Origin of the sequence: Bradyrhizobium sp. BTAi1 (assembly GCF_000015165.1) — a bacterium.
Taxonomy (GTDB): Bacteria; Pseudomonadota; Alphaproteobacteria; order Rhizobiales; family Xanthobacteraceae; genus Bradyrhizobium; species Bradyrhizobium denitrificans.
Genome location: NC_009485.1, coordinates 2308093 through 2331869, shown reverse-complemented (window position 1 = coordinate 2331869; position 23777 = coordinate 2308093). Strand labels below are relative to the sequence as shown.

18 protein-coding genes are annotated in these 23777 nt (G+C 65.4%); 11 read left to right on the top strand and 7 right to left on the bottom strand.

Going from position 1 to position 23777, the window contains the following annotated elements:
• The first annotated feature begins 107 nt into the window (after positions 1 to 107).
• Together BBTA_RS10480 and mdoH are read left to right on the top strand one after the other, a co-directional pair.
• Complete coding sequence (locus tag BBTA_RS10480) at positions 108 to 1595, top strand: glucan biosynthesis protein G (RefSeq protein ID WP_012042458.1); 1488 nt, start codon at positions 108 to 110, stop codon at positions 1593 to 1595.
• Positions 1583 to 3712 carry a glucans biosynthesis glucosyltransferase MdoH gene (mdoH, locus tag BBTA_RS10475; protein WP_041750528.1) on the top strand — a complete coding sequence of 710 codons (2130 nt, stop codon included), beginning with the start codon at positions 1583 to 1585 and terminating at the stop codon, positions 3710 to 3712. The genes BBTA_RS10480 and mdoH overlap by 13 nt, the downstream gene beginning before the upstream one ends.
• A 19-nt stretch (positions 3713 to 3731) precedes the next feature.
• Here mdoH and BBTA_RS10470 read toward each other — a convergent pair whose 3' ends face one another.
• On the bottom strand, positions 3732 to 5030 hold the full coding sequence (locus BBTA_RS10470; RefSeq protein ID WP_012042456.1) for a TadE/TadG family type IV pilus assembly protein: 1299 nt from the start codon (positions 5028 to 5030) through the stop codon (positions 3732 to 3734).
• 434 nt (positions 5031 to 5464) lie between these two features.
• Here BBTA_RS10470 and BBTA_RS10465 point away from each other — a divergent pair, with 434 nt between their 5' ends.
• The 3 genes from BBTA_RS10465 (at position 5465) to BBTA_RS10455 (ending at position 7785) form a co-directional block, all read left to right on the top strand.
• Positions 5465 to 5872, top strand: coding sequence for a hypothetical protein (locus tag BBTA_RS10465; RefSeq protein ID WP_012042455.1), 408 nt, complete (start codon positions 5465 to 5467; stop codon positions 5870 to 5872).
• 184 nt (positions 5873 to 6056) lie between these two features.
• On the top strand, positions 6057 to 7232 hold the full coding sequence (locus BBTA_RS10460; protein WP_012042454.1) for a zinc-dependent alcohol dehydrogenase: 1176 nt from the start codon (positions 6057 to 6059) through the stop codon (positions 7230 to 7232).
• 13 nt (positions 7233 to 7245) lie between these two features.
• On the top strand, positions 7246 to 7785 hold the full coding sequence (locus BBTA_RS10455) for a hypothetical protein (RefSeq protein WP_012042453.1): 540 nt from the start codon (positions 7246 to 7248) through the stop codon (positions 7783 to 7785).
• A gap of 18 nt (positions 7786 to 7803) precedes the next feature.
• On the opposite strand, the gene BBTA_RS10450 is transcribed toward BBTA_RS10455, so the two are convergent.
• On the bottom strand, positions 7804 to 8640 hold the full coding sequence (locus BBTA_RS10450) for a hypothetical protein (RefSeq protein ID WP_012042452.1): 837 nt from the start codon (positions 8638 to 8640) through the stop codon (positions 7804 to 7806).
• A gap of 343 nt (positions 8641 to 8983) precedes the next feature.
• On the opposite strand from BBTA_RS10450, the gene pgm reads away from it, so the two are divergent.
• The 5 genes from pgm to BBTA_RS10425 all read left to right on the top strand — a co-directional run bounded on the left by pgm (position 8984) and on the right by BBTA_RS10425 (position 14571).
• Positions 8984 to 10624, top strand: coding sequence for a phosphoglucomutase (alpha-D-glucose-1,6-bisphosphate-dependent) (gene pgm, locus BBTA_RS10445; protein WP_012042451.1), 1641 nt, complete (start codon positions 8984 to 8986; stop codon positions 10622 to 10624).
• A gap of 224 nt (positions 10625 to 10848) precedes the next feature.
• The gene (locus BBTA_RS10440) at positions 10849 to 12087 is read left to right on the top strand and encodes a lytic murein transglycosylase (protein WP_012042450.1); all 1239 of its coding nucleotides are present in this window, start codon (positions 10849 to 10851) and stop codon (positions 12085 to 12087) included.
• Between the two features lie 26 nt (positions 12088 to 12113).
• Positions 12114 to 12344, top strand: coding sequence for a tautomerase family protein (locus BBTA_RS10435; RefSeq protein ID WP_041750527.1), 231 nt, complete (start codon positions 12114 to 12116; stop codon positions 12342 to 12344).
• 144 nt (positions 12345 to 12488) lie between these two features.
• On the top strand, positions 12489 to 13256 hold the full coding sequence (locus tag BBTA_RS10430) for an SDR family NAD(P)-dependent oxidoreductase (protein ID WP_012042448.1): 768 nt from the start codon (positions 12489 to 12491) through the stop codon (positions 13254 to 13256).
• A gap of 217 nt (positions 13257 to 13473) precedes the next feature.
• On the top strand, positions 13474 to 14571 hold the full coding sequence (locus BBTA_RS10425; protein ID WP_012042447.1) for an alkene reductase: 1098 nt from the start codon (positions 13474 to 13476) through the stop codon (positions 14569 to 14571).
• Between the two features lie 82 nt (positions 14572 to 14653).
• Here the strand turns inward: BBTA_RS10425 and BBTA_RS10420 are convergent, their stop codons facing one another.
• From BBTA_RS10420 to BBTA_RS10410, 3 genes are all read right to left on the bottom strand, one after another.
• A complete protein-coding gene (locus BBTA_RS10420) occupies positions 14654 to 15022 on the bottom strand; it encodes a hypothetical protein (RefSeq protein ID WP_172235495.1) in 369 nt (122 codons plus the stop codon).
• A gap of 430 nt (positions 15023 to 15452) precedes the next feature.
• The gene (locus tag BBTA_RS10415) at positions 15453 to 18530 is read right to left on the bottom strand and encodes an autotransporter outer membrane beta-barrel domain-containing protein (RefSeq protein ID WP_012042445.1); all 3078 of its coding nucleotides are present in this window, start codon (positions 18528 to 18530) and stop codon (positions 15453 to 15455) included.
• A 355-nt stretch (positions 18531 to 18885) separates the two neighbouring features.
• The gene (locus BBTA_RS10410) at positions 18886 to 21279 is read right to left on the bottom strand and encodes a TonB-dependent receptor (protein WP_012042444.1); all 2394 of its coding nucleotides are present in this window, start codon (positions 21277 to 21279) and stop codon (positions 18886 to 18888) included.
• Positions 21280 to 21587: 308 nt separating this feature from the next.
• On the opposite strand from BBTA_RS10410, the gene BBTA_RS10405 reads away from it, so the two are divergent.
• Positions 21588 to 22223 (top strand): response regulator transcription factor, encoded by a 636-nt coding sequence (locus tag BBTA_RS10405; protein WP_012042443.1) that lies wholly within the window; start codon positions 21588 to 21590, stop codon positions 22221 to 22223.
• Positions 22224 to 22414: 191 nt separating this feature from the next.
• On the opposite strand, the gene BBTA_RS10400 is transcribed toward BBTA_RS10405, so the two are convergent.
• Together BBTA_RS10400 and BBTA_RS38130 are read right to left on the bottom strand one after the other, a co-directional pair.
• Positions 22415 to 22771, bottom strand: a complete 357-nt coding sequence (locus BBTA_RS10400) for an EF-hand domain-containing protein (RefSeq protein WP_012042442.1) — start codon at positions 22769 to 22771, stop codon at positions 22415 to 22417.
• Positions 22772 to 22994: 223 nt separating this feature from the next.
• On the bottom strand, positions 22995 to 23573 hold the full coding sequence (locus BBTA_RS38130; RefSeq protein ID WP_012042441.1) for a hypothetical protein: 579 nt from the start codon (positions 23571 to 23573) through the stop codon (positions 22995 to 22997).
• Positions 23574 to 23777 lie beyond the last annotated feature (204 nt).

The following is a 23777-nucleotide window of genomic DNA, read 5'->3' as shown; positions in this document are numbered from 1 at the left end:
TGGTGAGAGCGGCAAGGTCGCCGACTCCGATGGAACCCGACGTCGCCTGAGCGGTTGCTTCGGCGTCCACGCAGAAAAGTGAGAACAAGTTGAATCGCCGTCAGTTCATGCAATCTGCGGCTGCGATCCCGATCGCCGCATCCGTCGCGCGGAGCGTCGCGGTCGCGGCGCCTGCGGGTCAGCCGTTCAATGCAGCCAATGTCCGCGATCTCGCGCGCAACCTCGCGGCCAAGCCATATGCCACGCCGGACGACAACCTGCCGGATGCGCTGGCGAAGCTCGACTACGATGCCTACCGCTCGATCCGCTTTCTGCCGGAGCACGCGCTGTGGCGCGACGAGAAGCTGCCGTTCCAGGCGCAGTTCTTTCATCGCGGGTTCATCTACAAGGACCGCGTCGACATCTACGAGGTCACGGACGGCCAGGCCAGGCCGGTGACCTATCGTCCGGAAGACTTCGCGTTTGGCCCGCAAGTGCCGGCGTTTCCGGCGGCCGATCTCGGCTTCGCCGGCTTTCGGCTGCACACGCCGATGAACCGGCCGGACTATTATGACGAGGTCTGCGTATTTCTCGGCGCGAGCTATTTTCGCGCGGTCGCCAAAGGCGAGATCTACGGGCTGTCGGCGCGCGGCCTGTCGATCGACACCGGCGAGGCCAAGGGCGAGGAGTTCCCCGTCTTCAAGGCGTTCTGGCTGGAGAAGCCGACCGCCGGCGCCACTGCGATGGTGGTGCACGCGCTGCTCGACAGCAAGAGCGCGACCGGCTCCTACCGCTTCACGATCCGCCCGGGCGACACCACCGTGTTCGATGTCGAGGCCTCGCTGTATCCGCGCGTCGAGATCGGCCATGCCGGACTGGCGCCGATGACCAGCATGTTCCTGTTCGGGCCCAACGACCGCAGCGACACCGACGACTTCCGGCCCGCGGTGCATGATTCCGACGGGCTTGCGATGTTCAACGGCAAGGGCGAGCAGCTCTGGCGTCCGCTCAGCAATCCGCGCGACCTGCAGGTCAGCGTCTTCAACGATCTCAATCCACGCGGCTTCGGCCTGATGCAGCGGGAGCGGCAATTCGCCGCCTACCAGGATCTGGAATCGCGGTTCGAGCGGCGACCGAGCCTGTGGATCGAACCGATCGGCGATTGGGGCGAAGGCGCCGTGGTGCTGTTCGAGATCCCGACCAAGCAGGAGATCCATGACAACATCGCCGCATTCTGGCGGCCGAAGACGCCGCTCGCGGCCAAGGGCGAGCACAACATGACCTATCGGCTGCATTGGGGCCCGGACGTGCCGAAGCCGCATGCGCTGGCGCGCTTCACCCGCACCGGCGTGGCCGCGCTGGGCGAGGGACGGCTGTTCGTGCTCGAACTCGCGGGCGATGCGCTCAAGGGGCTCGATCCCGGCACCGTCAAGGGTGTCGTGAGCGCCGAGAAGACCGAGGTGACCAACGTGGTCGCCCAGCCCAATCCCGAGACCGGCGGATGGCGCCTGAGCTTTCAATGCGCCGCCAAGGACGCGCCGGTCGAGCTGCGGGCCGAACTGTTCGCGAGCGACAAGCTCATCTCCGAGAGCTGGATCTATCGATGGACGCCGTAAGCTCAAGACGATCGCATCAGCTTCGTGACGAGACGGGAACGGACTTCCTGCCCTCCGAGGCGCCCTGCGAGATGGTGGCTGCGCCGCTTGACCAGCCCGTGCCGGGCCGTCCTGCGCTCAGCAGCGGGCCAGGGGTCGCGGTCCGTCGCGCGCTCGTTCTGGCCTCCACCGCCGCGCTGACCGCGGTGGGCTGCGCCAAGATGTACCAGGTCGTCGAGGTCGGCGGCGTGACCGTGCTCGAAGGCCTGGTGCTCGTGCTGTTCTGCATCCTGCTCGCCTGGATCACCTTCGCCTTCATCACGGCGCTGGCCGGCTTTGCCGTGACCTTGGCTCGGACTCGGGAGACGATCCCGATCGATCTCGACGGCCCCCTCCCCGCGCTGTCGAGCCGCTCCGCGATGCTGCTGCCGACCTATAACGAAGATCCGGACGCGGTGATGGTGCGGCTGCGCGCGATGATCGAATCCGCGGCCAAGACCGGCGCGACCGATCGCTTCGACTGGTTTCTGCTCAGCGACACCACCGACCCCGACACCTGGATCGGAGAGGAGGCCGCGTTCCTGGCGCTGCGCGACGCATGTCCCACGCATCGCGTCTACTACCGGCACCGCGCCGACAATCTCGCGCGAAAATCCGGCAACATCGCCGAATGGGTGCGGCGGTTCGGCGCAGCCTACGACCACATGATCATTCTCGATGCCGACAGCCTGATGAGCGGCGAGACGATGGTCCGGCTCGCTTATGCGATGGAACAGGCGCCGCAGGCCGCGCTGATCCAGACGCTTCCGGTGATCGTCAACGGCAGCAGCCTGTTCGCGCGGCTGCAACAATTCGCAGGCCGGCTCTACGGGCCCGTCATCGCCTCCGGCAATGCGTGGTGGTACGGCGCCGAAGGCAATTATTGGGGCCATAACGCCATCATCCGCGTCGCCGCCTTCGCGCAGCACGCCGGACTGCCCGAGCTGCGCGGCCGCAAGCCGTTCGGCGGGCACATCCTCAGCCATGATTTCATCGAGGCCGCGCTGATGCGCCGCGCCGGATGGGGCATCTACATGACGGTGAATCTCGGCGGCAGCTACGAGGAGGTGCCGCCGTCGCTGATCGACTATGCCGCGCGCGACCGGCGCTGGTGCCAGGGCAATCTGCAGCATCTGGCGGTGCTACCGGCTCGCGGGCTGCACTGGGTGTCGCGACTGCATCTACTGATCGGCATCGGCGCCTATGTCACCGCTCCGCTATGGCTCGCCTTCCTGGTGCTCGGCATCCTGATTTCGCTGCAGGCCAATTTCGTCCGGCCCGAATACTTCCCGAAAGGCTTTGCGCTGTTTCCGAGCTGGCCGGCCCAGGATCCGGTGCTCGCCGCCCAGGTGTTCGGCGCGACGCTCGGCCTGCTCATGATCCCGAAGCTGCTCGCCTGCCTGGCTGCCTTGTTCACCGCGGACAGACGCCGGGGCTTTGGTGGCGGCCTCCGTCTCTGCGCCGCAGTGGTGACCGAAACGTTGCTGTCGGCGCTGATCGCGCCGTCGATGATGATCTTCCAGTCGGTCGCCGTGATCGACATCCTGCTCGGCCGGGACGCCGGCTGGCAGGTGCAGCGGCGCAGCGATGGCGGCGTCAACCGGCAGGAAATCTTCCGCAAATTCGCCCTGCCCTCGGTCTGCGGCGTGGCCATGGCCGCCGCCGCCTATGCGGTCTCCGTTCCGCTGCTGGCCTGGATGTCGCCCGTGATCGCAGGACTTGTGCTCGCCATCCCGATCGGCCTGCTGACCGCCGGCCGCGGCCGCGGCGCGCGCCTGTTCACCACGCCGGAGGACCGCGAGCCGGCGCCGGTGCTGATCCGCGCCAGGGAGCTTGGCGAGGCCCCGCGGCAACCGCACGAAGCCGCGCTGCACGCGCTCCGGCAGAACGCCGAGCTGTGCCGCCAGCATATCAATGCCCTGCCCGCGCCGCCGCAGCGCCGGCCCGGCGACATCGATATCGATCTCGCCACCACCCGGGCGCGGATCGCCCAGGCCGGCGGTTTCGCCGAGGCGATCGGCTACCTGTCCCGCCGCGAAACGCTCGCCGTGCTCAAGGATGCCGCGACGCTACAGCACCTGCTCGCCTTGCCGGCTTAAGGACCTGACCCGCGTTCGGCTACTTCGTCAGATGCGCCGACGCGATGGCCTGCTGGAACAGCGCGGTCAGCGCGGCGCCGATGCTGCCCGAGGAATCGACCTCGTAATAATAGCCCGGGCTGGCGCACGACTTCATGATGCCGCTGATCGAATCCCGCCACGGCGCGATATAGGTCGTGTACCAGCTATTGTTGGTGATCGCGAGATAGGTGGTGTAGAGCACCGCGATCTTGATGCCGCGCGCCTTCAGCGTGTCGCAGGTCGTGGTGTTCAACGGCTCCTGGCAGCGCCCGCCCGAAAGCACGGTCTTGCTGCACGTCGTCGGATAGGAATAGTCGGCGACCCCATCGGAGACGAAGAACAGCCATTTCTGCGGACTGGTCGATGACCCGTCGCCCTGCGCCGGGATGACGCCATTCATACCCGACATCGCACCATCGAAATCGGTGCACATGTCGTTGTTGTAGCCGCTATAGGGGATGGTCATCAGGTCCAGCGCGCCGACCGAGGACTTCACCGACGACATGCTCGACGACAGGCTGGCGACGGTCGTCAGCCCCAGCGAGCCGCAATCGCTCCCCAGGCTGTAGACCGCCATGCGATATTGGTTGCTGACGACCTGGCTCGACGTCGCCGTATCGGTCAGCGACTGCGTTGCCGACCTGACGACGTCGATCCGCATCGTCACGCCCTTGTTCTTGGCGATCTGGTAGTAGCTGTTGGTCTGCAGCGTCTTCTTCGTGCTCGATGTGTAAGTATCGTGACAGGCGAAGGCGCATTTGTCAGAGGTCGCGTTCTGCAGCGTCGTCATGTCGGCCGTGGTTGCGCCGAGCCCCTGTGACGGCGAATTGTCGACCAGGACGTAGAAATCCATATAGGTCGGGAACGACGCCGACGCCGACGAGGAGGCCGTCACGGTCATTGTCGGAAAACCGAACATGTACATGAACGCCGTATTGACGACCACCGACGCCGTGCCAGTCACGGTTCGCGCCGTCACGCTGTCCGTGACGGTGATGTTCAGCGAGTTCGAGGTCAGCTTATGCGACGACATCTGGCCATTGTACATGTTGGTGGCAGATGTCTTGGCGTCCGCCGCCGTGCCGCGCATCGCGGTATAGCCTGTTGCGGCGAGCATCGCCGCATCGAGCGAGGCGGACAGCTTGGCCTTGGCACGTACCGCCATCGAATAGTCGATCGCGGAGCCGACGAAGGTGAGGATCGGCAACAATGCGAGCGCGAATATGATCGCGATATTCCCGCTCTCGTTGCGGCGAAACCGCGACAGGAGCCCGAGGTATCGATGTCCGGACAGCACCGCAACACTCCAAACGCAGAACTCTGATGCGGGCCATATTGCTGATGATCCCTTTCATCCGAATTGACGCAATTGCCGAGAATTCGTTACCAGGCGTTTCCACCGAGGTTTCGCCGGCCCCGTTAGTCCGTCCTTAGTGATATGACAGCGCGGCCCCTGCACATGACACCGTCGGCAGGTCCGGCTCGAACGCCGGAGAACGCCGTGCCGCCTGCCTGACCGCGGCGGACGTTGCCGCCGCTCGCCATGCAAGTCGACCTCTCACGCTTTTCAGAATTCGGAGGCATCGAGCGCGGCCGGTCTGGTCGGCCGGCACGAGGCGCCCGGGTGTGGCGCAGCTGTTCAGCCCCGATTGCAAAGCGGCAGCGCCGATAGCATAGTCCGCGCGCTCTGGGGCGCCTGGAGCGCTGATTCTCGGGAGTTTGGGGACGACGATGGCGGATGCCGATCTTGATGCCGTGATCCGGCAACTGGCCAAGCAGCAGAACAAGACCATTCTGGCGGCGGCCAAGAAGCGGCGGGACCGCTTCAGCGGCTTGGCCATGAAAGCCAAGGACAAGGACGCCAAGGAGCGCTACAAGATGCTCGCCCGCGAAGTGGCCGAGCAGGCCAATGCCGCGGCGCGCCGGCTCCTGATCTCGGCGGACAACGTCGCCGACAGCTATGCCCGCGCGATGCGTCAGGCCGCCGCGGCCGAGCTGCCCAAGAAGCCCGAAAAGCCGCAAAAGTCCGAAAAGTCAGCCGCGGCAGCGCCGGCAAAGCCGGACGGCAAGAGCGGCAAGAAGTCCGTCAGCAAGACCGCGAAGGCCGCCGCCAGGAAAACCGGCAAAGCCGCAGCCTGACCGCGCCTCCCGACACGAGACACGGACGTCCGACATGATCGGCCGGATGACGGCCGCCATGTGCCGCCGAGGCGGCCCCACATCCCCAGGCGCGGGCCGCGCCCGGCGAAAAATCCCTGGTCCATAGCAACCATCCGCGCATGACCGACTTTCTCCGAGGGTCGTTCAGGACGCGGAGATGGGAATGAAGGCGCTGGTCTGGCATGGCAAAGAGGACATCCGCTGCGACACGGTGAGCGATCCCGAGATCGAGCACGACAGGGACGCGATCATCAAGGTCACGAGCTGCGCTATTTGCGGCTCGGACCTGCATCTGTTTCACAACTACATCCCTGCGATGATGCCCGGCGACATCATGGGCCACGAGACGATGGGCGAGGTCGTCGAGGTCGGTTCCGGGGTCAATGGCAAACTCAAGAAGGGCGACCGCATCGTCGTGCCCTTCACAATCATCTGCGGTGAGTGCGAGCAGTGCCGGCGCGGCAATTACTCAGTGTGCGAGACCACCAACCGCAACAAGCATCTCGCCGAGAAGGTGTTCGGGCACACGACCGCGGGATTGTTCGGCTACACGCATCTGACCGGCGGCTATCCTGGCGGTCAGGCGGAATATCTCCGCGTCCCCTTCGCCGACGCCACCCACATCAAGGTGCCGGACGGGATGACCGACGAGCAGGCGTTGTTCCTGAGCGACATCTTCCCGACCGGATGGCAGGCGGCCGCGCAATGCGACATCGAGCCGGACGACACCGTCGCGGTGTGGGGCTGCGGCCCTGTCGGACAGATGGCGATCCGCAGCGCCATCCTGCTCGGCGCCTCCAGGGTGATCGCGATCGACCGGATTCCCGAGCGGCTGGCCATGGCCGAAGCCGGCGGCGCCATCACCATCAATTTCGATAAGGAGAGCGTCGTCGGACGGCTGAACGAGCTGACCGACAACAAGGGCCCGGAGAAGTGCATCGACTGCGTCGGCTTCGAGAGCCATATCAGCATGGCGCAGCCCGACAGCGTGCTCGACCGGGCCAAACAGATGTTCATGCTGGAGAACGACCGGCCCCACGCGCTACGTGAGATCATCTATGTCTGCCGGCCCGGCGGCATCGTCTCGATCCCCGGCGTCTATAGCGGCTTCTCCGACATGGTGCCGATGGGCGCGCTGATGAACAAGGGGCTGACGATCCGCACCGGCCAGACCCACGTCAACCGCTGGACCGACGATCTCACGCAGCGCATCGCCGACGGCCAGATCGATCCGTCCTTCGTGATCACCCATACCGTGCCGCTCGCGCAGGGACCTGAGATGTATCGCGCCTTCCGCGACAAGCAGGACAGCTGCGTAAAGGTCGTGCTGAAGCCATAAGGGATCGCATCGCATGTTTCATTTCTCCAATCTCGTCAGGTCGAAGGGCGACCCCAAGATCATCTCCACCGGCCCGAGTTCGCTGACGGCGGCGGATCGGCTGGCGCGCGGGCTCGGCTGGTTCAGCATCGCGCTCGGGACGCTGGAGCTGCTGGCGCCACATCGCGTCACCAACGCGCTCGGCATGCAGGGACGCGAGGGTCTGGTGCGCGCCTATGGTGTGCGCGAACTGCTCGCCGGCGTGATGACGCTGTCGGTGGAGAAGAAGGCTGGCCTATGGAGCCGCGTGGTCGGCGACGGTCTCGACATGGCGACGCTGCTCGGCGAGGTCAGGCCGAGCAATCCGCGCGCCGGCACCGTGATGGCGGCGCTGGTGATGGTCGGCGGAATCACCGTGCTGGACTATCTGGCGGCCAAGGATGTCGCAGCACAGCACGACCCGAAACGCGGCCGCAAACGGCTCTACAGCGATCGCAGCGGTTTCCCGAAGGGCATCGCCGCCGTCAGGGGCGCGGCGCTGCCGCGTCCCGCGAGCAGCACGGCCACGACGTAGTTCGCGCGCCGCGCTTGGCTACGGCGTCAGCATGACCGAGAACAGGCGGAAACCTGCGATCTTCGGAAAGGCCTCGGCCGCCTCGGGCGACGCCAGAGCAACGACGGCCGCGCTCACTTCGCCATTGGTCAGCCGGGTGATCGCAGTGGCCTGGCCTTCCAGCAGCAAAACCTCGGACGCCCCGGCCGCGTTCATCGCAGCGGTGATCTTGGCGTTCGACTTCGCATAGCGCTCGTCGATCGCGATCACCTTGCCGCTGAGATCGGCGAGTGCGCGCACGTTCGGACGCGCCATGAGCACAGCCACGAGATGCGTATCGGCAGGGACCTCGGGCACGCGCAACGCCGTCATCCGTTCGGCCAATTCGGCCGCGACAGTGACCTCGCTTTGCACCTTGGCCGGGTTCGGTAGAACATCCGACACGGCAGGCGGCGGCTTGGCGCCGGATTCGCCGGCTGCAGGCGGCGACGTTGGCTCCGGGCGGGCTGTTCGCGCCGGCGTGTTGATCGGCTTGTCCGCGGATGTCTCCGTCCGCTTGTCTCGCGTCTTGTCGCTGGGCTTGTCGGCGGGCTTGGTCACGGTGGCGTGAGACGCGGCCCGCCGCTTGGCGGCGCGCGCATGCTTGCGCTGCAACTTTGCCCGACGCGCCACGGCCGGAGCAGATTTACGGCTCGACTGGCCGGCGATTTCGGCAGGCGCCAGCACGGTCGGCTCGCCGACGGGCGGACTATCCGCGCAGGCTTGGCCGCTCAGATCCACACAGGGCACCGCGAACTGCGGCGTTGCCGGGTGACTGCAGCCCCCGAGGGCCAACGCTGACACCACGGCCAACGCGCCGATACAAAGCGCTCTCACTTTTCCGCTCCTGACGACTCTCCTAGCGCGCCTGTGGGCGTCTGCTTTGCTCACCATCTCGATCGGGATGCGTTAAACTCACGCTTAAGCGGCGGCCGCGGGCGGCTCGGACAGCGCCGCGTGGTTAATAGCCCGCGCACAAAGCGGCGGATCCGGCCGGGCTGCCCCCGCGCCGATAGGAGCCTATCCGGCCATGCCGGCTGATTTTCGCCGTTGATCGGAGCGCCCGCCGCGGCCATGGTGCGGCTGTTGTCGGGACAGCGGAGGCAATCGTGGCCGCAAGGCCTGCCACGCGGAACGAACCGCCGCCGCTGCCGTTTTTCGAACCTGCGAAGGATGCTCCATGGCCAAGATTGACCCCGCTGCCGGCAAGCCGCTCGCCAATGCCGCGCTCGCCAACATTCCGCGGCTGATCACGGCCTATTATGCGCTCAAGCCCGATCCGCATGAGCCGACCCAGCGGGTCGCGTTCGGCACCTCCGGCCATCGCGGCTCGTCGCTCAAGACGGGCTTCAACGAAAACCACATTCTCGCCACCACGCAGGCGCTCTGTGACTACCGACGTCAGCACGGGCTTGATGGTCCGCTGTTCGTCGGCATCGATACCCACGCCCTCGCCGAGCCGGCCCTCGCCAGCGCGCTCGAAGTGTTCGGCGCCAATGGCGTCGACGTGATGGTCGACAAGGACGGCGGCTACACGCCGACGCCGGTGATTTCGCACGCCATCATCGCCTACAACAAGGGCCGTACGGAGCACCTCGCCGACGGCGTGGTCATCACGCCGTCGCATAACCCGCCAGAAGATGGCGGCTACAAGTACAATCCGCCGCATGGCGGCCCGGCCGACACCGATGCCACCGGGGAGATCGAGCGGCAGGCCAATATCTATCTGGCCAACGAACTCGATGGCGTGTCGCGCATCAGCTACACGAAAGCCAGGCAGCGCGGCTCAGTGCATCCTTACGACTACATCACGCCTTATGTCGCCGACCTCGCCAACACGGTCGACCTCGACGCCATCAAGGCCGCAGGCGTCAAGATCGGCATCGATCCGCTCGGCGGCGCCGCCATCGCCTATGGGGCGCCGCTGATCGAGCGCTACGGGCTCAACGCCACCATCGTCAACGATCTCGTCGATCCCACTTTCCGCTTCATGACCGCGGATTGGGACGGCAAGATCCGCATGGACTGCTCGTCACCTTACGCGATGGCGAGCCTGATCGGCATGCGCGAGCGCTTCGACGTCGCCTTCGCCAACGACACCGATGCCGATCGTCACGGCATCGTGACGCGCTCGGGCGGCCTGATGAATCCGAACCATTATCTGGCGACCGCGATCTCCTATCTGTTCGCGCACCGGCCCGACTGGCGCAGCGACGCTGCGATCGGCAAGACCATCGTGTCGAGCTCCCTGATTGACCGCGTCGCACGCAAGCTCGGGCGAAAGCTGGTCGAGACGCCCGTCGGCTTCAAATGGTTCGTCGAGGGCCTTCACTCCGGCAGCTTCGGCTTTGCCGGCGAGGAGAGCGCCGGCGCCTCGTTCCTCAAGCGCGACGGCACGGTCTGGACCACTGACAAGGACGGCCTCATCCTCGGCCTGCTCGCGGCCGAGATCATGGCCAGGCGCGGCCGCGATCCGAGCGAGCTCTACAAGGAGCTGACGTCGGAGCTGGGTGCGCCGGTCTATGAGCGGATCGACGTCCCGGCGAGCCCGCCACAGAAGGCCGCGCTGAAGGCGCTGACGCCGGAGCAGTTGAACCTGACCGAGCTCGCCGGCGATCCGGTCCGCGTCGTGCACACCAAAGCGCCCGGCAACGGCCAGTCGTTCGGCGGCATCAAGGTCGAGACCGATTATGGCTGGTTCGCGGCGCGGCCGTCCGGCACCGAGGACGTCAACAAGCTCTATGCCGAGAGCTTCCGCGATGCCGAACATCTCAAGCGCATCCAGAGCGAGGCGCAGGCGGCGCTGGCCAAGGTGGCGTAAAAAAGTGAATGGCGAATAGCGAGTGGCGAATAGGGGTCTTGCCGTTCCCTATTCGCTCTTCGCGCGCCCCCTTCCCTGCCGCACCCCGGATCGGATATCGATGGTCCGACAAGGAATTAGACAGCCATCGGTGAGACCGGATGCGAAGCTCTTCGACTGCCTTGCGCGTGACCTTCAGCGCGCTCGCGACCTCCTTCATGCTGGTTGTCGGCGCGTCGGCGCAAATGGCGCCGGAGGCGGCTGCGCCCCGACCGAAGCCGGCGCCCTCGATGCGCGCCGCCTCCTGTCATAACGGCCAGAGCTTCGACCGCTTTCTCGCCGAGCTGAAGCAGCGCGCCGTGGCCGAAGGCGTGTCGCAGCGCGCCATCGCCGCAGCATCGCCCTACCTCACCTACGACCAGGGCATCGTCAACCGCGACCGCGGCCAGCGCGTATTCGGCCAGCTGTTCACCGAATTCGCCGGCCGCATGGCGGCGGTCTACCGGATGCAGAACGGCCAGCAGCATATCAAGATGCATGCGGCGGCATTCGCCCGCGCTGAGAAGGACTATGGCGTGCCGCCGGCGGTCATCGCGGCGTTCTGGGGCCTGGAGAGCGATTTCGGCGCCAATATGGGCAACCTGCCGGTGCTGCCCTCGCTGGTGTCGCTGGCCTATGATTGCCGCCGCAGCGAGCGCTTCCAGAACGAGACCATTGCCGCGCTGAAAGTCATCGACCGTGGCGACCTCTCGCCCACCGAGATGATCGGCTCCTGGGCCGGCGAGCTCGGCCAGACCCAGTTCCTGCCGACGCATTATGTCACCTATGCCGTCGACTATGACGGCGACGGCCGCCGCGACCTCTTGCGCAGCGCGCCCGACGTGATCGGCTCGACCGCCAACTATATCGCGACCGGCCTCAAATGGCGCCGCGGCGAGCCCTGGCTGGAGGAGATCCGCGTGCCTCCAACCTTCCCCTGGGAGCAGGCCGATCTCACCGTCAAGGCGCCGCGCAGCAAATGGATCGGCCTCGGCGTGACCTATGCCGACGGACGGCCGCTGCCGAATGATGCGCTGGAAGCGTCCGTGCTGCTGCCGATGGGCCGCAACGGCCCGGCGTTCCTGGCCTATGCCAATTTCGCCGCCTACACCGAATGGAACAATTCGCTGATCTATTCGACCACCGCGGCCTATCTCGCCACCCGCATCGCCGGCGCCGCGCCGATGCGCAAAGCCAGCGGCCCGGTCGCGCAACTGCCGTTCAACGAGATCAAGGAGCTGCAGCAGCTGCTGGTGAAAGCCGGCTTCGACGTCGGCAAGGTCGACGGCGTGCTGGGCCAGCAGAGCCGCATCGCCGTCAAGACCATGCAGCTGCGGCTCGGCCTGCCCGCAGATTCCTGGCCGACGGCAGAGCTGCTGGCGCGGATGCGCGGCAACACGCCGCGCGCTCAGGCCGCGCCGGCGACGACCACTGCCACGCGCTGATCATCCTCGGCCAAAGGACAACGGCAATGCCTCACGTTATCGTCAAACTCTACCCGGGCAGGTCCGAACAACAGAAGCAGGCGCTCGCACGGGCCCTCACCGAAGCGGTGACACGCACGCTCAATTCCGGCGAAGACTCGGTCTCGGTCGGCATCGAAGATGTCACCCCGAACGAGTGGACGGCAAAAGTGTACAGGCCCGACATCATCGACAAGGCTGACACGATCTACAAGAAGCCCGGCTACGATCCGCAGTGAGCTGATGCTGCTATGATCGCGCGCAAGGCGTTGTGATCGGCAGCCGTACCCGATCGGGTTCGGGTCTGCGCGGGCGGGACGCCCGAGTTGCGGGCTGGCGCCGTCGCAGCTAAATGCCGCCGTGAGCATTCGGAGAACCAGCGTATGGCCATCGTCTTCATTACCGGGAGCGCGGACGGGCTCGGCCGGGCCGCGGCGCAATCGCTGCTCGATCAGGGCCATCGGGTGGTGCTGCATGCGCGCTCGGCCGATCGCGCCGCGGCGCTCGGCGAGCTCGGATCGCGCGCGGCCGGGATCGCGGTGGGCGATCTCCGCAGCGCCGAGGAGACGCGGCGCATCGCAGACCAGGTCAATGCGATCGGGCGCATGGACGCGATCATCCATAATGCCGGCGTCTATTCTCAACCGGATCGCGGCGCGACTCCGGAAGGACATGCCACCACCCTCGCCATCAACACGCTCGCGCCGTACGTGCTGACAGCGCTGATCGAACGCCCCGCCCGACTGGTGTATCTCAGCAGCGGGCTGCACCGCGGCGGAGAAGGCTCGCTGACCGATCTCGACTGGACGACGCGCCCGTGGGATTCGGCAAAGGCCTATGCCGAGACCAAGCTGCACGTCGTGGCGCTGGCCTTGGCGCTGGCGCGGCTCTGGCCAGAGGTGCTGAGCAACGCGGTCGATCCCGGTTGGGTGCAGACGAGAATGGGTGGGACGAGCGCCCCTGTCGACATCGAAACCGGACAGCGGACCCAGACCTGGCTGGCGGTCAGCGACGATCCCGAAGCCCTGGTCAGCGGACGCTATTGGCATCACCTCCGGCAGCAGGAACCGGCCGAGGAGGCAGTCGAACGGACGTTCCAGGACAAACTCATCGCCAGATTGGCCGAATTGACCGGTGTCACGCTGCCGTAGTTCAGGTGAATCTCAGGGCCGAACCCGTCAAGCGCTTGGGCCGACAGAGCAACACGCCAGCCTTGACCATTTCCTGCTGCAAACGACGCCCTGGATGGAATTCCATCCTGCGCCACTTGCGCGGAACCCACCCGCATTTTTGGAATGGCTCGGGCCATTGTGCCGTCTGCGGCAATGCACAATTGACCCTCACCTGTCCTCTCCAAGGGAAGAGCCGATGAGCACATCGAAACTGTTCGAGCCGTACAAGCTTGGTCCGATCACTCTCGCCAATCGCGCCGTGATGGCACCGTTGACGCGCAACCGCGCCGTCGAAGGCCTGGCCGCCGGCCCGCTGACCGCCACCTATTACGCCCAGCGCGCCAGCGCCGGCCTCTTGATCTCCGAGGCCAGCCAGGTCTCGCAGCAGGGCCAGGGCTACCAGGACACGCCCGGCATCTACTCCAAGGAGCAGATCGCCGGCTGGCGCAAGGTCACGGACGCGGTACATGCCAAGGGTGGGCGCATCTTCATCCAGCTCTGGCATGTCGGCCGCATCTCACATGTCTCGCTGCAGCCTCATGGCGGCGCGCCCGTCGCCCCGTCGGCGATCGCCGCCAAGACCAAGACCTTTGTCGGCGGCGCCTTCACCGATGTCTCGGCGCCCCGCGCGCTAGAGCTCGCCGAGATCCCGGGGATCGTCCAGGCGTTCAAGCAGGCCGCGCTGAACGCGATCGAAGCCGGCTTCGACGGCGTCGAGATTCATGGCGCCAACGGCTATCTGCTCGACCAGTTCGCCAAGGACGGCGCCAACAAGCGCACCGATGCCTATGGCGGATCGATCGAGAACCGCGCCCGGCTGATGCTGGAGGTCGCCAAGGCGGTCTCGGAGGCGATCGGCGCCGACAAGACCGGCATCCGCCTGTCGCCGGTGACCCCCGCGAACGACATCTCCGATTCCAATCCGCAGGCCCTGTTCGACTATATCGTCGACCAGCTCAACGCGCTGAAGCTCGTCTACATCCATGTCATCGAGGGCGCGACCGGCGGCCCGCGCGACGTGGCGCCGTTCGACTATGCCTCGCTGCGCAAGCGCTTCAAGGGCACCTACATCGCCAATAATGGCTACGACCTCGCGCTGGCCAACAAGCAGCTCGATGCCAACGCCGCCGATTTGATCGCGTTCGGGCGGCCCTTCATCGCCAATCCGGACCTGGTCGAGCGGCTCAAGCAGAACGCACCGCTCAACGAGCTCGATCGCGCGACACTCTATGGCGGCGGCGCCAAGGGCTACACCGACTATCCCACGCTGCAGGCGTCTCAGGCAGCAGAATAGCGCCCGGCGTCGCGCGTTCACGCCCCGCAAACCTGGTGAGACCGCCGCTCTGCGGTCTCACCACCACTTTGGATGGTCCCCCTCAGGTCATGCTTCCCGGCAGAAAGCAGCGCACTTCGATGCGCAGCACCTTGTCGAGCTGGCGATAATAGACCGGCCAGACCATCGTCCGGCCGGCGCGATTGGGCCCGGCGACGACAGCGTCCTCCGGAACGTCCCACCATAGACCTTCAATCCGCACCCGGTAGCGGCCATCCTGCATCTCCCAATCGATATCGGACAGCGCGGTCCCGTCCGCATCCGAGCAGCACGGCCCCTTGGCCGAGCGAAGACTTTCGAACCAGGCCTTGAGCGGCGAGTTCGCATAACGCCCGTCGAGATCGCGCGCCGTCGCGTCGCATCGGAGCGGACACCACATCGCGAGACCGGCCGAGAGAATGAGCAACGCCATGGCTCCGAGCGTGCGACGGAGGACGGTCGGCCGACGCGAGGCCATCGGTCCTGATGCGCTGATCGGTTCGAATGTTGACGGCCGGTCGGACATGTCTGCACCTCGTTGCTCGCTGCAAAGGATGCGCAACAGTTCGATGAGCTTCATGGCGGAAGTTCGTAGTTGGCGAGGACGATCGGCGTGCATCGCGCCGTCGTCGTAAATTCCAATGCCAGGCGCTGAGCTGTTCTCGTTAAGCCCGGGAGAACCTCCCGGCACCCACCATGATCAGGGCCGATCACGACACGCGGTCGTCGTCCGACGAAGAGGCGCAGCGAATCAGCTTCCAGGCTTGCTGTTCGACAGGCATCCATACGACGAACGAAGAGGCCGGGATTGCTCCCGGCCTCTTCGCGAGCTGCCGCGCACGTCCATCCGGTGCTGGGGGAGCTCAGAACTCGGCGCGAACTTTCAGCACGGCCGACTGCTCGAGATAGGCGCTTCCCACCACGGCGTTGTAGCCGAGCGAAAGCGACTGCCGGTCGCCGAACGCGATCAGCTTCAGCGCGGCGCCGAGCTCCGCTGTGTCGCGCGTGGGCGATGGTCCGGCGGCGAAGAACGTGCCGGCGCCTCCGGCAAAGCCCGCCGTGACGGTCTGCGCCGTGTTGCCGAATTCGTGCCGCCATGCCGCGAGCGTCTCCAGGCCGAAGCCGTAGGTCGATGTGACCAGAAGCGGAATCATCGAACGCAGGCCCAGATTGGAGCGGACCGAGTTGGTGGTCTGCTTGGCGATGGTGAGCGCTGCCCCGGCCGCGCTGGCCTCGGTGTAGCCCTGCTGGTCGAGATGAGCGAACGCGACCCCGGCGAAGGGCGTCAGCACGGCCTGATCCACCTTCACGGGGACGCCGAGCTCGGCGCGGCCCACGGTCAACCATCCCTTGTGGCTGCCCGACACGCTGTCAGCAAAGCCCGCGAAGCCGATGCGGCGCGTGGTGGTGTAGTCGAGCAGCGCGACGCCGGCGGATCCGCTGACGTACCAGGACGGCTGAACATAGGCGCCGTACACCGTGCCCTGGTAATGCTGGATGCCGACCGAGTCGCCCGCTGCCGTCTTGTCGTCCATCGCGCTGGCGGCGTAGCCGAACGCGGCGCCGATGCGTGACGCGCTGCCGATCCGTTGATCGATGCCCGCCACCAGCCCGCCGGTGTTGCCGGCATAGCCCGCGACACCGCCGACCTCGCGCTGCGAGATGTTGGTGCCGATCAGGCTGCCCCACACCGTGCGCTCGGGCTCGGGCACCACGGCCGGCGCCTTCAAGGTCGGACGCGCTTTGGTTGGGGCAAAGGCCAGCAGCACCGAGGTCAGCGGGTCTGTGTCATCGGCGAAGGCCGAGGCGACGCGCGCGTTCGGCGACGCGCCGGCCGCCGCAGCCGTGAGGCGGTTGTCGATCTGGCCCTGCAGCAGCGCGGCAGTCGCCAGCGGGACCTCGATCTGCGCCCCGTTGACGAACGGGCGCAGCTGGTCGCCGGCGCGGCGCACCTCGTTGTCGCTGCGCAGGCTCTGGACCGCGCCGCCCAGCGCCTGCAATTGCGCGTTGCCGCCGCGATAGCCGACCAGATGATCGAGTGCCGCGAGGCTGCTCGGCGAGAGTCCGGCGATGCTCGCCGGTGACCGCACATTGGCCTTCAGCAACAGCGCACCGGTCGTGCTATCCGCATTGAAGCTCACGAGCGCGCCGGAAAAATCGACGTTGAGCGGCGCGGTCGAGACCGAGGTCGCCACACGGTAGACATCGCCGTCGCGCACGATGCCCTGAAGCCGCGGGGCGATCGTGCCGGTGCCCGCAAAGGCCAGCCTGCCACTGATGTTGCCGAGATTGGTCGACGGCGCTGCCGCGGTGCCGCCCGGTCCATAGATCGTGGTGCGCAGCACGGCATTGTCGACGAGCTGCACGCCGTTGACGCTGTTGACCGTCACCTGCGATTTCATCAGATCGAGCATGCCGAAATTGACGACACTGGCGAGGCTCGTCACCCCGTCCAGTGTCAGCGCGTTGCTGCCGATGCCGTTCCGAGCCACGACATTGCCGCTAAAACCGGTGCCCCTGAGCAAGATGGTGTTGGACGCCCCCCTCTGATCGATGATCGTGATATCGCCATCCAGCCTGCCGCTGTTGACCAGCCTGAAATTGCGCGCGCCAGAAAAGCTGGCGGCCTGGGCGGTGGTCGCGGCACAGAGCGGATCGGTGGTGTTGGTGCCGGCGGCCGGACAGGCCCTGCCGCCCGCATCGGTCCCCGTCCCCGAGCTGCTGAAGGTGCCGGCCGCAGTGCCTGCGATCCCCTTGGTGAACGACCCGCGCGAGGCGCTCTGGTCGACCTCGATCTTTCCGGAGATCGTGCCGCTGTTGGTGACGTTGTGCGCGCCCGAACCGAGATAGAGGTTGCCCTGGATCAGCCCGGCATTGGCGATGACGCTGTCGCGCGGACCCGAATTGGAGCCGCTGCCTGTCAGCGGAAATGCCTGGCCCGACGCTCGTCCAGCCGCGGTTGTCAACGGATTGGTATCCAGCGCCAGGATGTCGCCCTTGATGACGCCGCCTGCCGTGTTGGTCAGGTTCAGCGTCTTGGTTTCACTCACCGTCACATTGCCATTGCTGTCGAACGCATAAAGCGGCGTGTCCGGGTTGCTGCCGGCAACCGTCCTGAACTCGGCGCCGGCGAAGGCAGCGATCGCCCAATGGCCGTCGTAGAAGCGGCTCGCCGCCGTCCAGTCCGTGTTGGCGATGGTGCCGGAGTTGGCGATGATCGTCGCGGCCCGGCCGTAATAGGCGGCAGCAAAATGGCCGGTCGCCGACACAGTCCCGCCGGCCCGGTTGTTCAGCACGAAGCTGTTGGTGTTGTCGTCGGAATAGAGCGCCGAGATGATCGCCAGATTGGTGCCGTTATAGCGCGCCGTCGCGGTGGCCCCGGTCGAGACGGTGAGCCGGGCCGGATCGAACGTACTGAAGACATTCTGCGTCGCCGCCAGCGTGCCGGTGTTGTTGACCGTAAACCGGTTGACCTGACTGTCGGCGACGACGACGTGCAGCCGGCCGGCGCTCAGCTGGCTGGTGGTGAGGCTGAGCCAGCCGGCATTGTTGATCACCACGTTGTTGACGGCCGGGTTCTCGGCATTCGAGAAGTTGGCGGCGATCATGCCGCGATCGGCGAGACCCGCCTGGGTGTTGGTGACGAGGGTGCGGTTGGCTGTCGCGTCCAGCGTGATGATCGCCGTCGGCGGATTTGGATTGTAGCCCCTTGCGGGGAAAGCCGGGTTCGCCGGCGTGTAGGCGTTACTTCCGCTCGCGGGCGTCGCGGTAGCCGCTGCCGCGTCATATACCGTGACGGCCGTTGTGATGCTCCCACTGCAACTGACGGCCACACCAGGCGTCGTACATTCGGCCTTTGCGCCGCCGGTCGTCATCCATGCGGACAGCAGCACAACGCCTGCGGCAGCCGCTTCGCTGCGCTTCCTGATCTTCGAATCCAACTGCCGTCCCCCGAGCTACGCAAAAATTACTGATTAGTTATTTGTTTCTGAATTTATCTGAACAATACCGTGCATGAGCAAGGCGAAAGTTTCTCGGCACACGCAGGATCAAATCCAATGCGCGACGGAAATTGTCCCGCTCGCAACGCGATGTCTCATCGGACTGTTCTCGCGTGATGTATTCGTCGCGACGCCAGCGAGCGCCAGCCAACGCCGTGGCTCTGCACGGATCGCAATGATCCGACTGGAGCGAGCCAAATAAAAAGGCCGGGATTGCTCCCGGCCTTTAGCCGCGGTGGGGATCGGCCGCGGCGGCGCAAACGCGCAGCTATGATCCTGCAGGCGTCCGCACGCTTTAGAACGTTGCCTTCAAGCCGGCATAGACCGCGAGCGGCATGCCCGGCAGCATGCTGCGGGGATCGTTGAAGGTGACCAGATTGGCCGCCCCCTCGGTCGAATTGTTGAAGCCTTTCGGATCAAACACCGTTCCGGCGGAATAATAGCGCTTGTTGAAAAGGTTCTGCACCATCCCAAACAGCTCCACGTTCTTCGTCACCTGATAGGACGTGTGCAGATTGACGACCCAGTAGGCCGGCACCTTGGGATAGGTGTTGGCCTCGTCGCGCAGCAGATACTGGCTGCCGATATAGTTCATGTCGGCGCCGACCTTCCAGGCGTCGGTCACGGCATACTCGGCACCGAGTTTCAGACGATGCGCGGGGATGGCCGGGATGTGACTGCCGGGCGTCACGGCGACGACGGCCTGGAGATTCGGATCGTTGACGCTGAACGAACTGCGGAACGTGGCGTCGACGAAGGTGTAGTTGGCGTAGGCGGCCCAACGATCCCAGGTCAGGTCGACCTTGGCCTCGACGCCCTGACGCAGGGTGGTTCCTGCATTGGTGAAGTAGCCGGCGTTCGGACGCGCCAGGCTGGCGACATTGATGATGTCGTCGGAGTTCTGCGTCCGGAACAGGCTGATACCCCACCGCAGCCGCCAGCCGTCATTCTCGACCAAGGGCGGCGCTTTGCGATAGGGCGCAACCGCCGCATAGGCCGAGCGGCCGCCGGAGATCTCGCCGCGCAGACCACCTTCGATCGTCCGCGACACCACCTGCTTCAACGGCGGATCCGCGATCAGGAAGTTGTCGATCAGACAAGGATTGGCCGGATCAGAACAGCCGAGCTCGAGCGGGGTCGGGGCGCGATTGGCCTCCGAATAGCCGGCATAAGCGGTGAGGCCCGGCGTGAACTTGTAGGTGAAGCCGACCACCGGATTGAAGCGCTGGAAATTATTGCGGCTGTTCAGCGCCGGATTGAGCCCGGTCTCGTCCTGCAGATTGATCTGGGCGTAATTGAACCGACCGCCAGCGGTGAACGCCAGCTGCGACGTGATATCGAACGTATCGGTCGCATAGACGCCCACATAGGTGTTCTTCGCCCCAAGGTTCACCGGCGCGACATTCGCCTGCGGCTGGTCGATGAAGACGCCGGTGCCGGTGACGAAGAAGTTGCCATCGACGGTTCCGAGCTCGGACGTCGCCTGGAAGTTGGAGCGGCCGTGATCGACGCTGCTGCCCACCACGAAATGGTTGTCATGCCCGAACAGCTGGGCGGTGTTGGCCGCCTGCAGCGAGCCGCCATAGCTGTTCGACTTGGTCCAGTTACGATCGATCGCACCGAGCGCCGTGTTGGCCGGCAGGTTATTCACAGACGCGCTATTGCGATTGATCGGAAACTCCGCCCCCGTGGCATCATCCTGAAAACAGAATTCCCCGGGGAACGCCCCATTGTCGTCGCAGGCCTGGGCCTCAGTCCCGTTGCCGTCGACATGGGACGCGCGGTAGGCGCGGTAATAGGCGTTGGCCTGGACGGTCCAGGCATCGGTCGGCGTCCACTTGGCGCTTGCCTGCAGGAAGGCGAGTTGCAGACGGGTCGACTGCGGCCAGGTGTAGACGCTGGACCAGCGCTGATTGAGCATCTCGATCGGCGTTGCCGCCACCGAACCCAGTTTGTTGTCGGCGCCGGTGAACGACAGATGGAATTCGGTCGTATCACCGCGCAGACCAAGGTCGGCATACATGCGCCGGACCTGCGACGAGGACGAGTGATCGCGCCAGCCGCGGTCATAGGCGCCTTCTGCCGCGACGTAAGCCGACACATTGCCGTTGGTCCAGCCGGTCTGCGCACCGGACTGAATGCGGCCATAGGAGCCCCCCCAGAGCTGCGCCTCGGTGCCCTGATAGGTGAAGCCGTTCTTCATCTCGATCGACAGCGCGCCGCCGGTGGCGTTGAGACCGAACAGCGGATTGTTCGGCATCAGGGTCATGCGCGCGATCGCCATCTCCGGGATCAGGTCCCAGTTCACGACGTCGCCGAACGCCTCATTGATGCGGCTGCCATTCTGATACACGGCAATGCCTTGCGGGGTGCCCGGCACGGGGGATGCCGTCGCGCCGCGATAGTCCAGATTGCGCTGGAACGCGTTGCCGGATTGGTCGCTCAGCGAGACGCCCGGCACCGAGCGCAGAATGTTGTCGAGCAGCGATGGCGCGCGGCTGTGATCAAGCTCGCGCGCGCCGATCGTCTCGACATTGGACGGGACCTTGTCGCGGTCGATTTCGGCGCCCGGCACCGGCGCCACACCGACAACCTCGATGGTCTGGAGTGTCTGCTGCGCGAACGCAGCCGCAGGTAGCAACGCACACGTGGCAAGAAGCGCGCTCTTCAGCGCTGACAGTCTGGTCAAGACGTCCCCCAGTTTCTTGTCTCCCGCTTCCACGCACGCCCACGCCCCTGGGCGGCCAGCACGTGAAGCCGGTCGGATGACACGATTACAAACGTTATTATTGGTAAATAGCGGCCATGTTCCTCGCAACGGGCAATATTCTTCGCCCCATAGGGACAATCTTCCCGTAACCTTAGATGGGCAATCATTTTGCCAAGCCGTCTCCACGGAGCGGCCGCATTGTCGCCGCGGGTCCGGTTTGCAACGGAACCTGCATGGTGGACGAACGCCCGGCGGATACCGGTAGCCAAGGAAGAGACCTTCATCGGATGTATCGCGTTCTGCTCGTTGACGACCACCCGGTCGTGGTTGCGGCCTGCCGCTGGCTGCTGAGCGAGGCCGGGATCGGGGAGCTGTCCGAAGCGCATGATGCCGAAAGCGCCTATGAGGCCTTTGTGCGCGAGCGCCCGGACGCGGCGGTGGTCGACCTTCGCCTGCAGAGCCAGGAATTGGGCGGGATCGGCCTGATTCAGCGCATGCGCTCGCACGACCCCGGGGCCAGGATCCTGGTCTTCAGCATGCTCGCCGACCCGCGAATCGTCCGCTCGGCGATCGACGCCGGCGCGAGCGGCTATCTGCTCAAGGATGCACCGCCGCACGAACTGCCGAAGGCGCTGGATCAGATCCGATCGGGCGGCACCTATCTCGATCCGCAGCTTGCCAAGCGCATTGCGTTATTGCGCAAGGATGCCGACGGCACTGCAGCAACAGCGCTGACCCAGCGTGAGCGTCAGGCGCTCGCGCTGCTCGGGCAGGCGAAATCCTATCAGGCGATCGCGGATCAGCTCGGGATCAGCTACAAGACCGTCATCAACCTGACCTACCGGCTGCGACAGAAGCTCGGGGCGCGCAGCCTTCCGGACTTGGTTCGGCTGGCGGTCGAGATGTCGCGCCCGAGCCTGTAAGAGGCTGTGACAATCTCGGCGACCGGATGTTCATACGACTTGCCGGCCCACGACGCGCATCCGCCTTCAAAGCCGCGTCGCGCATCCGCCTCAAAAGTCGCGCATCCGCCTCAAAATAAAAGGGCCCGCGACGGTTTGCCATCGCAGGCCCTCCTGATCAGGTTTGGTCGGCTCGCGGGGGGCCGCGCGCCTCACTTCAGCAGCTTGGCCACCGACTTCAACTCTTTCGAATCGAGCGTGCCGTCATTGTCGGGATCGGCGGCCTTGAAGCGTCCCTCGACCAGCGCGAGATATTCGTCCTTGGTCAGCGTGCCGTCATTGTCGGGATCAGCAGCCTTCAGGTCCTTGGCCGACACGCGGCCGCGGAGCTCCTTGGCATCGAGCGTGCCATCATGATCGCGGTCGAGACGATCGAACAGTGCTCCCGCCGCGGCACGAACCTCGTTCATGTCGGCAGTGCCGTCCTTGTCCGGGTCGATCGAGGTGAGCAGCTTGGAGGTGGCGGGCGCGCTGGCCGCCATCGTGGCCGTGCCGACCATCGCCGTCATGGCCACAGCAGCAGCCGCCGTCATCATCAGTTTCCAATTCATCGAATTGATCCTCTGTCTCCGCCGTCCGACCAGGGCGGCGATGAATGGCGCAGTAACAACTCATGCGAGCATCATCGGCTTCGCAGACGACGCAACACGCACGCCCTGACCTATGAGACGGTTTCCGATTTCGCAAGTGCAATAGGGAGACGTTCGGGAATTTCCCAGCGGGGTGCCGGGACTAGAACCTCGGGCCATGCAGGAAATACCGCCCAGGGCGGTCGCGACGGGGCGACATCTCCAGGTCGGCACCCGCCGCGTCTCGGGCCTCGCCGCGGCTGTTGGCGGCGACGTCGCGTCCTCGCTTGGCGGCGCGCCGCCGCTGCGTCCCGCTGTGCATCATCGTGTCCACGCCGCCCTTGGCCTGCGCGGCTGGGAGGACGGCGCGCCCCAACGACACACGCCTGGCTCGCCCGACGTGACCTCCGGCCTCCGCCGCATCCGCCGCCGTCGCTTTCGCGCCGCGTCTCCGAACGATCTTGCGCTTCGTGCAGCCGGCCTCGGATGTCACGCAGGTCTTGTCTGCAGCCTTCGTGCCGGTATGGCTATGTTTCCACCAAGCTTCCAATTCGTCGCGCAGTGACTGCTCTCGCGCGAATGCATGTCCATCCGACAGCAGCATGAAGGACAGCAAGAGAATCGTGATCGCGCCCAGCCGTCCCCACGGAGTGGAAGATCGGCGGCGATGAACAATAGCTTTGAGCACGGGCGGCTCCATTCTCTGGCTGATTTGGGAGTCAGCATGCATGCGGTCATGCATGTTTTCCCCGCTCTATGACCTCAATGTGTTTGCACCGCGCCACATTCATTGCCGCGCTGCGATTCGTTCGCGAGTTGGCTGCCACATTGCGCCGGTCAAAAAGTCCCGCTTGCCTTGCCAAAACATCCCTATTGGCGGCTATACAAGAACGCAGCTGACAAAATGGGGCACACAGCAGCTCATCGTTTCCCGATTGTGTCACCT

Excerpts from the sequence above, each read along its gene's own strand:
- BBTA_RS10430 (WP_012042448.1), top strand. The coding sequence starts at position 12,489 with ATGGCCATCGTCTTCATTACCGGGAGCGCGGACGGGCTCGGCCGGGCC.
- BBTA_RS10400 (WP_012042442.1), bottom strand. The coding sequence starts at position 22,771 with ATGACGGCGATGGTCGGCACGGCCACGATGGCGGCCAGCGCGCCCGCC.
- BBTA_RS10425 (WP_012042447.1), top strand. The coding sequence starts at position 13,474 with ATGAGCACATCGAAACTGTTCGAGCCGTACAAGCTTGGTCCGATCACT.
- BBTA_RS10435 (WP_041750527.1), top strand. The coding sequence starts at position 12,114 with ATGCCTCACGTTATCGTCAAACTCTACCCGGGCAGGTCCGAACAACAG.
- BBTA_RS10420 (WP_172235495.1), bottom strand. The coding sequence starts at position 15,022 with ATGGCGTTGCTCATTCTCTCGGCCGGTCTCGCGATGTGGTGTCCGCTC.
- BBTA_RS10455 (WP_012042453.1), top strand. The coding sequence starts at position 7,246 with ATGTTTCATTTCTCCAATCTCGTCAGGTCGAAGGGCGACCCCAAGATC.
- BBTA_RS10405 (WP_012042443.1), top strand. The coding sequence starts at position 21,588 with ATGTATCGCGTTCTGCTCGTTGACGACCACCCGGTCGTGGTTGCGGCC.
- mdoH (WP_041750528.1), top strand. The coding sequence starts at position 1,583 with ATGGACGCCGTAAGCTCAAGACGATCGCATCAGCTTCGTGACGAGACG.
- BBTA_RS10480 (WP_012042458.1), top strand. The coding sequence starts at position 108 with ATGCAATCTGCGGCTGCGATCCCGATCGCCGCATCCGTCGCGCGGAGC.
- BBTA_RS10460 (WP_012042454.1), top strand. The coding sequence starts at position 6,057 with ATGAAGGCGCTGGTCTGGCATGGCAAAGAGGACATCCGCTGCGACACG.
- BBTA_RS10465 (WP_012042455.1), top strand. The coding sequence starts at position 5,465 with ATGGCGGATGCCGATCTTGATGCCGTGATCCGGCAACTGGCCAAGCAG.
- BBTA_RS10440 (WP_012042450.1), top strand. The coding sequence starts at position 10,849 with ATGGCGCCGGAGGCGGCTGCGCCCCGACCGAAGCCGGCGCCCTCGATG.
- BBTA_RS38130 (WP_012042441.1), bottom strand. The coding sequence starts at position 23,573 with ATGCATGACCGCATGCATGCTGACTCCCAAATCAGCCAGAGAATGGAG.
- pgm (WP_012042451.1), top strand. The coding sequence starts at position 8,984 with ATGGCCAAGATTGACCCCGCTGCCGGCAAGCCGCTCGCCAATGCCGCG.